Origin of the sequence: Limosilactobacillus agrestimuris, assembly GCF_943193105.1 — a bacterium.
Taxonomy (GTDB): Bacteria; Bacillota; Bacilli; order Lactobacillales; family Lactobacillaceae; genus Limosilactobacillus; species Limosilactobacillus agrestimuris.
The window spans coordinates 42,877-56,395 of record NZ_CALPCW010000009.1; the positions used below are offsets into that span (position 1 = coordinate 42,877).

Genomic DNA, 13,519 nt, shown 5'->3' on the forward strand with positions numbered 1-13,519 from the left:
CTTTTTTATAAAGGTAAGAATCTTTTTATTTAACACCGCATAATATATTTAAAAATATGCTATACGGTGATAAAATATCACTGTTCAATTTTATATAAAAGGATGGAATATATGAACAAACAATTACTAGATTTATTCAAATTAAAATTAAAAAAACCTCAAGCAACTCAAAGAGACTTGGCAACTCGGTTGAATATCTCTTTAGGAAAGGTTAATCAGTTATTAGATCAGTTGAAGCAGAATGGTTTCTTTAATGAGGAGCTGTCTCTAACGATTAAGGGAAAAGAGTACATTAAAAATCACCATCCTCAACAGGCAGTCATTTTAGCTGCTGGCTTTGGGATGCGGATGGTTCCCATTAATACTGAGGAGCCTAAAGGATTGCTAGAAATTAATGGAGAACCGTTAATTGAGCGCCTGATCAAGCAGCTTCAAGCTAAAGGGATCAAGCAGATTAAAATTGTCGTTGGCTTTATGAAAGAACATTATGAATACTTGATCGATCAATATGGTGTTGAACTAATAGTTAATACTAAATATGGTGAATGGAATAACCTGTATTCATTGTATCTGGCTAAGGATTATCTAGAAAATAGTTATATTGTTCCGTGTGATCTTTGGTTTAAGCACAATCCGTTTTCAGCACTTGAAGATCAAGCATGGTATATGTTTAGTCGACAAACTAATTCGGGTTCAAACTGGCAAGTAACCAATCGAGGAAACATTAAGCCAGTTAATCAAGACGGCAATCGAATGGTTGGCCTCGCATATTTGGATAATGAGTTAGGAAAACAACTAAAACAACGATTAATTGATCGGGTAGACTCACGTGATGGACTTAATCAGTTCTGGGAATCAACTTTAGACTTTCATGGTTCGGTGATCAATTCCAACTTGGTTGATGATCATGATTATGCCGAAATCAACTCTTATGAAGAATTGCGTGATCTTGATGGTAATTCTAATCATTTAAAGAACGATGCAATCGATGTGATTGAACAAACGTTAAACGTTCCCGGAGAAGCAATTAATCAGATTCACGTCTTGAAGAAGGGGATGACTAATCGTTCTTTCATCTTTTCTTGTCAGGGAAAACGATACATTATGCGGATCCCTGGAGCAGGAACTGGTCAACTAATTGATCGTCACCAAGAATACGATGTTTATCAAAAGATTAAAGGATTACCTTATGTGGAACGGACCTTGTATTTGAATCCCAAAAACGGCTATAAACTAACTGAGTTTATTGAAAACTCCCGAAATTGTGATCCTAATAATTGGGACGATGTTCAACAATGCATGCACCTATTGAAACAAATGCATCAGGAGAATTTAAAAGTTGATCATCAGTTTGATTTAGCTGGTCAAATTAATAAGTATGAGCAGTTACGCAGTGCTCCTTCTGCTTATCGTGATTACGGTAAGGTTAAGCAACAAGTAGAAAAGCTCTTGCAATATATTGAGCGGTTAGATAAAGAGTGGACGCTATGTCATATTGATGCCAATGCCGATAATTTTGTGTTTGATCAACAAGGGAATATTTTCTTAATTGATTGGGAATATGCTGGTATGCAGGATCCCCATGTCGATATTGCCATGTTTGCAATTTACTCAATGTACGATCAACCACAGATCGATCACTTAATCGACTTATATTTTGAACATTCAGTCAGTGAGACTATTCGGTATAAAATTTACGCTTATGTTGCTATTTGTGGTTTGCTTTGGAGTAATTGGTGCGAATATAAGCAGTCATTAGGCTTAGACTTTGGTGAATACTCATTAGCACAGTATCGGTACGCCAAAGAGTACAGTCAAAAGGTGCTTCGGTACTTGGAAAGGAAATAAGATGGCAGAAATAGAAAACGCAATTATTATGGCAGCCGGGTTGGGAACACGAATGCGTCCGTTAACCTATAAGACGCCTAAACCGCTGATTAAGGTTGCGGGGAAACCAATGATTGAATCAGTAATTGAGGGACTGCACCAAAATGGAATTTATGATATTTCAATTGTTGTCGGTTATTTAGCCGAGCAATTTAATTATCTGGGAGAAAAGTATCCAGGAGTAAAATTGCTCAACAATCCATACTATAACCAGTACAACAATATTTCCTCATTATATGTAGCTCGTAACGAGTTAAAGAATACAATGATCCTGGATGGTGATCAATTAGTGATGAACCCGAAGTTACTGAAGAGAGAATTTCTTCATTCTGGATATGCTGGAGCAGAGATTAGTCAATTTACTGATGAGTGGATTATGCATCCCGATCAAAATGGTAAGATTTTACAATGCGATCGCTCGGGAAATGATCATGGGTGGCGTTTATATAGCCTATCAAAATGGCAGGCGGAAGATAGTCTGCGTCTGAAAGACTATTTAGAAGAAGAGTTTGAATATGCTCATCACTACGATATTTACTGGGATGATATTGCCATGTTTGATTACTTTGATGAGTTTTCATTATATGTAATGCCAATCACGGCTAACGATATTATCGAAATTGATAGTGTCGACCAATTGAAACAGGTTGATCAGCAGCTGACCAAGAGAGGATAGGATCGTGAAAAAGTATAAACAAATTGACTGGTCCTTAGTTACTATTCCGATTATTGTTGTTTTGGGTCTGAGTTTTTTATTAGAACGCTTCCCTAAAAATTCACAACTTATTTTGGAAGATATTCGGTTATTCTTAAACAATCAATTATCGTTTCTCTATATTTTGGTGGGATTGTTCTTTTTTATCAGTACACTGTACGCTGCCTTTTCAAGGATTGGCCGAATCAAGCTCGGTGATTCAACGGACAAACCCGAATATTCAAACCTTCGCTGGGGAGTCATGATTTTTACTTCGACCATGTCAGCCGATATTATCTTTTACTCCTTATGTGAATGGCTAATGTATTCCAGTGAGCCTTTTATTAAGCAAAAAGGGACAACAACGGAATGGTCGTTAACCTATTCGTTGTTTCATTGGGGACCGATTGCTTGGTCGTTTTACCTAATGTTGGCGGTGGCATTTGCCTATATGCTATATGTAACCAAAAACAAACGGCAGAAATTTTCAGAAGCCTGTCGACCATTACTGGGTAAATATACTGATGGCATAGCGGGAAAATTGATTGATCTGATTGCGATCTTTGCTTTGATCGCAGGAACAGCGACTACCTTTTCCATGTCCATGCCCTTATTGTCGCAAACGGTTGGTGTCCTTTTTGGAATCCGTCAGGTTAAGCAACTGTCGATTATTTTAATTTGCGTGGTTGTTTCAATTTATCTGATTGCTTCAGTAATTGGGATGAAGGCAATTTCACGGTTAAGTACAATTTGTTATGTTTTCTTTATTGGCTTATTACTCTATGTTTTACTTTTCAGCGGTTCTTTTAGTTATATTGTCGATGCCGGTGTCCAGGCAGTAGGGAATTTAACCCAAAATTTTATCGGAATGGCGACGACAACTCATAGCCATGGTTTTACCCAAAATTGGACGATCTACTACTGGTCGTATTGGATCGTTTGGTGTGTGGCGACACCGTTTTTTATTGGAAGTATTAGTCGGGGACGGACAATTAAGGATGTAGTTTTACGCGGTTATGCTTGGGGCCTAGGTGGAACCTTTTGTGCTTTCATTGTACTGAGTGGTTTTGGGATGTCTCGTCAAGTCCGAGGCTTAGTCAACGCTACTCAACTAATCTCAGATGGCAAAAACTATGCCCGGGTAGCCATTAAATTAATGGAAACTTTGCCTCAGTATCGCATTGCCCTGATTCTTTTGGCTTTAGCAATGATTGGCTTGTATTCGACAGTGTTTGATTCTATTACCATGGTTATCTCTAAGTATTCATATAAGCACCTTGCAATCGAAGAAGAACCTAGTAAAACTATTCGGGGCTTTTGGGCAATTGTGTTTATGGTATTGCCAATGGCGCTGTTAATTAGTAATAGTAATCTGTATAATATTCAATCGGTAGCCATTATTGCGGCATTACCAACGATGATCGTGATGCTCATGATTGTGGTTGGGTTTTATAGGGAGAGTAAGAAAATAAATGGTAAAAAAGAGTAGTCGTAATTCGGGTATTGAATTACTTCGGATATTGAGTATGTTTACGATTGTAATTCATCACTATGCTTATCATAGTACCTTTAAGTGGTGGACTTATAATATACAATATTTAAGTGCGTTGAAAGTTAACTTATTTTTACACTTTTTTGGTAAATTAGTGGTCGATATTTTTGTAATAATTGGTGTCTATTTTTTGTGTGAAAAGAAAGTTAACTTTTTGTATGATTTATGTTTTAGTAGAAAAGTGTCTGGGTCACGTTGTTAGTGGGTGGTCATCGCTAATGATTTCTATTTGGCTTTTAGGGAGGTCAACTTGTCTCTATTAGTGTTATAGGGGAGTACGTTGGTAAAATTTTCTTTGAGGTAAAGCACCGACCACGTTTTCTTATTGAAAAAGAAAATTATACAGATAAAATGAAGTACAATTAAAAAAAGTCTTTTTGAAGGAGAGAGTAAATTACTTTGAAAGAGAGAATACATTATATTGATGTTTTAAATTGCTTGGCAATTTTTTTTGTCCTAGTATTACATTCTTCACAGTTGGCTCATTTTGGAAACGATGGATATTCTAATTTTCTTGCTACCAGACTACTGCAAACAATATGTATACCGGCTGTTTATATTTTCTTTATGAACTCTGGAGCAACGTTATTAGATTATCGTGATAGACAAAGCACCCAGAACTTTATAAAAAAAAGGAGCAAGCGAGTTTTACTTCCATTTTTGGTATGGACTGTTATTTATTATTTATTTGATACTTTTTTTAATAAGTACGGGGCATTTCCAGGCCCAATTTTTCATTTCCATCCTAGTGTGAGGGATTTTATTTTATCATTTGTTAATAATGATATTAATAATACTTTCTGGTTTTTTTACGAAATTATCGCTTTATATATAGTTACTCCTATTTTTTCAACCTTAATTCATAAAAATAAAAAAATACTGCTATATATTGTAATTGGGTATTTTATTTTTAATGATGGAATACTTTATTTACAAGGATTAATACATTTAAATTTAGATACACGATTTATTGCACAGCCATTGATTTCTTCATCACATTTAGGTTATTTTATATTAGGCTATCTTATAAGAATTAATTACTTACCAAACCGAGTAGAAAATATTTTGATATACGTTGGATTAGGCAGTTTGGTATTGTCGATTATTGATGTTTTGACTAATGGTAAATTTAACTACTTAAATAATATTGGGCCGTTTCTATACTCTGTAGCTCTTTATTTATTGATTAAGCGAGGAACAACTTACATTTCTAATAGAAGTATATTGAATATGTTTATGAAACTCTCAGGTGCAACATTAGGAATATACATATTACATCCATTAGCTTACGCATTGTTTGACAAAATTGTATACGGTGTTGAGGTAGCAAAATGGAATTCATACTTGCCAGTGTTGAATAATCCTGTGCATATATATTTATTACCTATAGTTACTTACTTTATTTTAGAAATTGTAGTTTTGGCATTAAAGAAAATAAAAATTACTAAATATATATTGCCCTAATTAATAAAGCTACATTAAGGAAAATTCATGATGATAAAAAATAATAGAAAACTTTTTGATATACTTATCATAATAGTTTTATGTGTAGTAATGATGTTGCCATTTTTGAACAATTGTGTATTATATACAGGCGTTGATATGGGCTTTCATTTGAACCGTGCTTTCGATCAATATAAGATTTTAAAAAGTGGACATTTTTATTCACCGATAAATACCTTTTCACTAAATCATCTTGGAACACCAGTGAACATGGTATATGGCTTTCTGTATTTATATCCTCTTTCGTTTTGGATGCTATTTATTCACAATTATGTATTAGCAACATATCTTGGAATTATTACGATATTAGTAATAATTGGGATTATTGCTTACTGGATTGGAAATAAATTTTGGAAAAATAAAAATAAAGCATTAGCGTTTTCTGTTTTGTATACGTTTTCTGCCTATACTTTTGATATATTTTTTGGTTCATTTAGTTTAGCACAGGCTTCAGCAATGGCTTTTCTACCCTGTGTTGCTTACGGAACTTATTCAATCTTTTTTACTGATAAAAAAGATTGGTTAATTCTATCATTGGGGATGTCAGGCACTATCTATTGTCATTTAGTCAGCACACTTATTTACAGTTCATTAATAGTATCTATTATTATAATAGCTTTTCTGTTTAAAAAAATTACTATTAATAATTTAGTTGCTTTTGGATATGCAGTAATTACAACATTATTTATAACATCTTTTTTCTGGCTTAATTTTTTAACAATTTATTTAAAAAATCATTCTATCAATACTCCAGTGTCTAGTAATATATCTGGATATTCTGTAAATAAATTTACGGAAGCATTGTTGAATTCTATTTTAGGGTTGGTAATTACTATATGTTTCATAATAGTTTTACTAAATTGGGAAAAACTTGACTTAAGATCAAAAATACTTGGTATATTAAGTCTTGTCTATATTTTTATTTCTATTGATATATCAAATGGTTTTTGGCACTTTTTCAATAAAACACCAATTAAACATATTCAGGGTGTTATTAGGTTTAGAGTTTTAATTATATTTTTAATTCTAGTATGTATTATTTCAGCATCAAATTATATATTTAAGAATCAAACTCAACAATTATTAGTTATTGTGTCCTTGATTTGTATTACATGGTTAAGTAACTGTTACACATTCATTAATAATCGGAATCAAAATAATACGGTTTCAAATTACTATGTTTTACATCAGAGCACTCCATTTGGTAATTATAGAATTAATAATAATAAAGATTTTGAAGAAACAACTGAAGGAACATATGGTGGTGTTGGTAATTTAGACTATTGGCCAAACACGTCGTTAAAAAACAGTAATAGTTTAATAAAAGGTGAAATATTACTAAATCATAAAGAGCAGATTATTCCTACAAAGCCAATATATAATGGAGTTATTTTTCACTTAAAAACTTCAACAAACGAAATAGTAAAATTACCATTCTTTATTTATAACGGATTGCATTACAATGTGCTAGTTAATGGTAATGATGTAAAGAAAGCCCGAACTAAGGATGGTTGCCTGAAGGTTAAAATCAATAAAGGAAATAATGTTATAAAAGTACAAACAAGATTTACGAATTTACAGAAAATCTTCGCATGTATATCGATCATTTTATTTATCTTATTACTTATAATATTAGTAATTAATGAAAAAAGATTACGAGTAGCTAAAAATAAAGCTAAAATATTTTAGGATTAAGATAAATTTTGCTACTTACATTGATTGTTTATAAAAGAGTTCATTGTAAATAATAAAGATTATATTTTGATTTTAGTTATGAAAGGAAAATAAAATGTCACCAAAACAACTTGCTGAGGCAGTTAATAAGCGGCGGACGTTCGCAATTATTTCACACCCGGACGCGGGTAAGACAACGATTACTGAACAACTCTTACTTTTTGGTGGAGTTGTTCGTGAAGCGGGTACTGTTAAGGCCCGGAAGACTGGTAATTTTGCCAAATCTGACTGGATGGAGATTGAAAAGAAGCGGGGGATTTCAGTTACTTCGTCCGTAATGCAGTTTGATTTCCAGGGAAAACGAATTAACATCCTTGATACACCAGGGCACGAAGATTTTTCTGAAGATACTTATCGGACTTTAATGGCAGTTGACTCTGCAGTGATGGTGATTGACTCTGCTAAGGGGATCGAGCCGCAAACTAAGAAACTTTTCCAAATTTGTAAGATGCGAGGGATCCCGATCTTTACCTTTATGAACAAGTTTGATCGGGATGCCCGTGATCCACTAGACTTATTAAACGAGGTTGAAGAGACTTTAGGGATCGAAACTTACCCGATTAACTGGCCAATCGGTTCAGGACGGCAATTTAAGGGAATTTACGATCGTTTTAATCGACGGGTTGCCTTAACTCACCCCGTTGATGGAGACAATCCGTATTTACCATTGGACGATGATGGTAATGTTAAGGGCGATAATCCATTGGCTAATGATGGTGAATGGCAAGATGCTTTAGATGAAATGGAATTAGTGGATGTTGCTGGTAACCAACTCGATCGGGAGAAGATCGCTGCTGGAGATCAAACACCAGTCTTCTTTGGTTCAGCATTAACTAACTTTGGGGTGCAGACGTTCTTGGAGACTTACCTTCAGTTTGCCCCAGCACCGAGTGATCACCATACGGAAAATGATGGGGATGTAAAACCACTTGATCCAGAATTTTCCGGTTTTGTTTTCAAAATTCAAGCCAACATGAATCCTCGACACCGGGATCGGATTGCTTTCGTTCGGATTTGTTCAGGTGAATTTGACCGGGGGATGGATGTTACTCTTGAAAGGACTAAGAAGCCAATTCGTTTGTCTAACGTGACTGAATTTATGGCAGATACTCGGGAAAACGTTGAAAATGCGGTCGCCGGTGACATTATTGGGTTGTATGATACTGGTAACTTCCAAATCGGTGATTCGATCTATACTGGTAAAAAAGACATTAAGTTTGAAAAGCTTCCACAATTTACTCCTGAATTATTTATGCGGGTAACAGCAAAGAACGTGATGAAGCAGAAGTCATTCCATAAGGGGATTAACCAGTTAGTTCAAGAAGGGGCGGTGCAATTATTCCGTTCATATACTTCTGGTGACTATATTCTTGGTGCCGTTGGTCAACTGCAGTTTGAAGTTTTCAAATTCCGGATGCAAAATGAATATAATTCTGAAGTTGTGATGGAACCAATGGGGAATAAGACAGCCCGCTGGATTGATCCAGACCAACTTGATGAGAAGATGTCGTCATCACGGAATATCCTTGTTAAGGATATTCACGATCAACCACTATTCCTGTTTGAAAATCAATTTGCCGAGAACTGGTTCAAGCAGAAGTACCCTGATGTGAAGTTGACGGCGAAGTTGTAGGAGAATTTATTTATGAGAAAGAGACTTGTTTGGGTAGATATAGCAAAGGGGATTGCAATTATCCTCATGATTGTCGGACATGAAATTAGTGGTAATATTAGAACATTTATTTTTTCTTTTCATATGCCACTATTTTTTATATTGTCAGGATTTACATCGGGTGCGGTGTTGACCTACTCTAAGTGGAAATCAAAATTACCAAAGATATTGAAAATGCTTCTCTTAGCGATATTTATGATTATTTTGTTAAGTGTAGAAAAAGTACTAGTATGGAAAGTCTCAGTGAGCCATATAGCATTAGACACTCTTATAGGGATCTTTCGAGGCTCAAATACCTATGGGGAAGCACATGCGATTAGTACCGTAGGCGTAATGTGGTTTCTTATAGTATTTGTATGGGCAAAAATTTTATTTGATTTGTTACAAGTGCTTTTTGATAATAAATATATTGGTGTAATCCTTGGAATAATTTCTTACTTTGCATATTTAATATCATTACATCACTGGTTACCACAAGATTTAGATATTATTCCCATAGCAGCTTTATTTATGTGGGTAGGTTCAGTCTTGAAGCAAGGTTATTTTAGTGGAAAGATAAATATTAAGAAATATATATTACCTACCTTTATTTTTATATGTTTCGTGTATTGGATAATTTGTTTACAGAACTCCATTAATATTGAGATGGCTACAAGGCATTATCCTTATTTCTTGGTATCTGTTGCAGAGGCAGTAGCTGGTACAGTAGTTATATCTTACCTTTCTATGGGAAGCCAAGATTTCAAAATAAGTAATTACGTTGCAACGATAGGAAAGCATACTTTGGCCGTTTTATGTATTCATCATTTAGATTTTTATTGGGTATTTTGGGGGGGACTTATAAGTTCACCGTGGCTAGCAGCTTTGGCTCGTTTAATTGTTGATTTAGGAATTCTTATGTTGGTTATCCTATTTCAGAGATTTTATAAAAGAAAGGTAACATTATAGAAATACAGTATTTTTGATAATATATTCTATTAAATTTAATAATCATGAAATGTTAAATCAAGTTAAAAAAGACTATTAAGTTAAATCGATCCTTTCGATCAATCAATAGTCTTTTTAGTTTATTTAAATTAATCATGTATTACCTGAGCATTATCTGGCAGTGGTCCCGACCAATCTTGGTAATGAACTTCCGTGCTGCCTGGGATTGTCTGACGATCCATGCCATCACTATCAACTTGGTGGGTAATTCCGTATTGATCGGTCCAGGTTGCAATATCACCAAGTCCTAACTGAACACCGTTATTATGTTGAACTTTATCTGATTGATTTGGAATAATTGGACCAGCGTTGTAAACAACCTGAGCGTTACTTGGTAAAGCTCCTGACCAGTTTTCGTAGTGATCTTGAACGCTTCCAGGAATAGTTTGGTGATCTAAGCCATTACTGTCAATGTGGTGAACAATCCCGTATTGATCGGTCCAAACGGCAAGATCATTGGTGCCTAGTTGAATAGCTTTTTGATTTTGAGTAGCTGAATTGTTCTTTGTGGCTGATGTCAAATTATTAGCTTGATTAGTCGTACTAGTTTGTTGATTCGTTGAGGATGACTGAGCAGAGTTTTGACTAGGAGTATTAGCTGCTAATTTATTATTAGTAATAGCTTTAGCTTCTTTATTAGTTGGCAATTGACTACTAGAATTTTCTTGCTTAGTTTCTGTAATAGCTTTTTTATGGCTACTTTGCTTAGCAATCTTAGTGCTAGTAGGTTCGTGATTTGCCTTATGGGTAGCTACACTACTAGTTGCACAGCCACCTAACCCTAGTGCAAGTACACATACTAATAAGCTATCGATTATTTTATTTTGCATCTTTAACATAATGTAGCACCCCTTTCTAAGCTATTATCTAGTTTCCTTTCATCTATATTGTAACATTTTTGAAATATTTAAGTAATAAATATGCAATGTAATGAAGAAAATAAAGCTTATTGACAGCAATAGAAGTAATTATGAAGGTAATATAAACTTAGTAAGTTTATTATCAGCAGTTTCAAGAAGTACTAATAATGATGTAAATGAACCAGATAGAAAGATCTCTATCTAGTTTTTTTATTTGGTGTTAATATAAGAATTGTTTAATTTTATGGAGGGGTAAGGATCCTATGAAAAATCATTTTAAGTTGTATAAAGCTGGCAAACTTTGGTTAACTGCTTGTATTACAGTGCTCGGGATTATGGGTGCTTCGAGTGTCTACGCTGATGATCAGCAATCAACTGTTACGGCAACTACTCAGTCAAATGTTGCTGCTCAGGTTCAAAATGACGTTACTAGTGATCAACTTAGTAATTTAACAACACCAACAGAGATTAATGGGTACACTAAGCAAACAGATTCTAACGGTTCTACCAGTTGGAAGAATACTAGTGGGCAAACAGCAAACGGCTGGCAGACCAGCCAGAATGATTGGTATTATTTTAATAATGGTCAAAACGCTACTAATTGGCAATATATCAATAGTAATTGGTATTATCTGAACCCGCAAAATAGTGCGATGGAGACGGGACTACAAACTATTAACAATAGTAAATACCTTTTAAATCCACAACACGATGGCACATATGGTGCAATGCAAACTGGTTGGCGGACTGTAGGTAATGATTGGTACTACTTTGCTAATAATGGTGCGGCTGTGAACGGTTGGCAATGGTTAGGAAATAATTGGTACTACTTTGATCCATCCAGTTCAATTATGCAAAGTGGTTTAAAACAGATTAATAACCATGGTTACTACTTAAATGATCAACATGACGGTACTTATGGCGCAATGAAGAATGGCTGGCAACAAATTAATGGCCGTTGGTATGGCTTTGGCGGTGCTAATGATGGTGCTGCCTACACTGGTTGGCATCTTATTAATAATAACTGGTACTACTTCAATCAAGATGGAGAAGCACGGACTGGTTGGCAAACGATCAACGGTCACCGTTATTACTTTGATCCAACTAATGCTTGGGCGCTTAAAAATTGGCAAGTATTAAATAACAGCTGGTATTACTTTGACACTAATAATGCCTGGGCTTTAACTGGTTGGCAGTGGTTAGGTAACAATTGGTACTACTTTGATTCTACGAATAATACAATGTTTACTGGGCTTCAAACTATTAATAACAACTTGTATTACCTTAATGATCAGCATGACGGTACATACGGTGCGATGAGGACCGGTTGGCAATTGGTTAATGGAAACTGGTACTACTTTAACAACAGTGGCTCAGCATTATCTAGTTGGCAAACAATTAATGGCAACCGCTATTACTTTGATCCTACGAATCACCAAATGTTTACAGGTATTCATTTAATTAATGGCGACTACTACTTCTTTAACCCATCAGGGAGTCAGCAAAAGGGATTAGTTTATAATCCTGCTACGGGTTCACTACAATATTACGATCTTGTTACTGGGGTTCGCCAAAATTCAGCAATTGTGAATGGACAAACCTTATACTTCAATTCAACTACTGGCGATCTGGATTTGAGTAATCTAGCTGATGGCTTAAATAAGCTGGGAAATAATCATTACTTTAAGAGTAATAATCGTTTGGTAGCAAATACTTGGGAAAAGGTAAACGGTAGTTGGTACTACTTTGGTGATAATGCAGCCGCAACCACTGGCTGGTATAAGTCACCAGCAGGTTTCTGGTATTACTTTAACAATGATGGTTCAGCTCGAACTGGTTGGCAATCGATTAATGGACACTGGTACTTGTTTGATAATACAAATGCAAGCTCTGTCTTAGGTTGGTATCAATCACCAGCTGGCTTCTGGTACTACTTTGATCCTGACAATGCCTGGGCACATACTGGCTGGACATTTGTCGGTCATAATTGGTACTACATGGACCCAACCAATGCTAATATGTGGACTGGCGGTCACTGGATTGATGGTCACTGGGTAAACTTGCAAAGTAATGGTGCCTTTGTCGGCTTTAGTCAACGGGTAATTAATTGGTTCTTGGCCCGTGAAGGCAAGTTAACTTATTCAATGTACGGTTCACGAACTGGAGCTGATGGAACTGCTGACTGTTCTGGTTCAATGACTCAAGCTGTATGGAGCGCTGGTGGTCATACACCTGCCCATACTTATTCCACTTTAGATTTAGGTAATTACTTGCTTCAAAATGGTTACTACCTTGCCGGACGTGGCCGTGGCGTTCAAAATGTTCAATACGGTGATATTGTGATTTGGGGTAACCCAGGTGCTTCTGCTGGTGGAGCAGGTCATACGGTAGTTATCTCTACTGCAGGCTCAGATCCAATGTGTATCTCAACTTGTGGATACTACTGGAGTTCAAATCCAAATTCTCGGTATGGTGCTGCTGGTCAAGCTGTTCAAGAATTTAACTATCAATGGTATTGGAACGATGATGATCGGCCATACCAAATGGTTTATCGTCCTAACTTCTACTGGGCATAATGATAATGAGATCTCATCAGTTGATGGGATCTTTTATTATTAATTGCGGTGTTA

General features: G+C 35.4%; 9 protein-coding genes and 1 pseudogene. 9 read left to right on the forward strand and 1 reads right to left on the reverse strand.

Annotated features, from left to right (window positions below):
- Nucleotides 1-111: 111 nt before the first annotated feature.
- The 8 genes and pseudogenes from NFR46_RS06620 (at nt 112) to NFR46_RS06655 (ending at nt 9,990) form a co-directional block, all read left to right on the forward strand.
- Nucleotides 112-1,848 carry a phosphotransferase gene (locus NFR46_RS06620; protein ID WP_251575795.1) on the forward strand — a complete coding sequence of 579 codons (1,737 nt, stop codon included), beginning with the start codon at nt 112-114 and terminating at the stop codon, nt 1,846-1,848.
- Nucleotide 1,849: 1 nt separating this feature from the next.
- Nucleotides 1,850-2,563 (forward strand): sugar phosphate nucleotidyltransferase, encoded by a 714-nt coding sequence (locus NFR46_RS06625; protein WP_251575797.1) that lies wholly within the window; start codon nt 1,850-1,852, stop codon nt 2,561-2,563.
- Nucleotides 2,564-2,567: 4 nt separating this feature from the next.
- The gene (locus NFR46_RS06630) at nt 2,568-4,070 is read left to right on the forward strand and encodes a BCCT family transporter (protein ID WP_251575798.1); all 1,503 of its coding nucleotides are present in this window, start codon (nt 2,568-2,570) and stop codon (nt 4,068-4,070) included.
- 221 nt (nt 4,071-4,291) lie between these two features.
- A pseudogene (locus NFR46_RS06635) lies at nt 4,292-4,499 on the forward strand (glycosyltransferase); the annotation flags it as partial.
- Between the two features lie 33 nt (nt 4,500-4,532).
- Entirely contained in the window at nt 4,533-5,597 is a 1,065-nt protein-coding gene (locus tag NFR46_RS06640) for an acyltransferase (RefSeq protein ID WP_251575800.1), read from the forward strand.
- Nucleotides 5,598-5,624: 27 nt separating this feature from the next.
- Entirely contained in the window at nt 5,625-7,325 is a 1,701-nt protein-coding gene (locus tag NFR46_RS06645) for a hypothetical protein (RefSeq protein ID WP_251575802.1), read from the forward strand.
- A 100-nt stretch (nt 7,326-7,425) separates the two neighbouring features.
- Nucleotides 7,426-9,003, forward strand: a complete 1,578-nt coding sequence (locus NFR46_RS06650; protein ID WP_251575804.1) for a peptide chain release factor 3 — start codon at nt 7,426-7,428, stop codon at nt 9,001-9,003.
- A gap of 12 nt (nt 9,004-9,015) precedes the next feature.
- Nucleotides 9,016-9,990, forward strand: coding sequence for an acyltransferase family protein (locus tag NFR46_RS06655; protein WP_251575807.1), 975 nt, complete (start codon nt 9,016-9,018; stop codon nt 9,988-9,990).
- A gap of 128 nt (nt 9,991-10,118) precedes the next feature.
- Here NFR46_RS06655 and NFR46_RS06660 read toward each other — a convergent pair whose 3' ends face one another.
- The gene (locus tag NFR46_RS06660; RefSeq protein ID WP_251575809.1) at nt 10,119-10,868 is read right to left on the reverse strand and encodes a hypothetical protein; all 750 of its coding nucleotides are present in this window, start codon (nt 10,866-10,868) and stop codon (nt 10,119-10,121) included.
- Between the two features lie 284 nt (nt 10,869-11,152).
- On the opposite strand from NFR46_RS06660, the gene NFR46_RS06665 reads away from it, so the two are divergent.
- Nucleotides 11,153-13,465 (forward strand): peptidoglycan amidohydrolase family protein, encoded by a 2,313-nt coding sequence (locus NFR46_RS06665; RefSeq protein ID WP_251575811.1) that lies wholly within the window; start codon nt 11,153-11,155, stop codon nt 13,463-13,465.
- Nucleotides 13,466-13,519 lie beyond the last annotated feature (54 nt).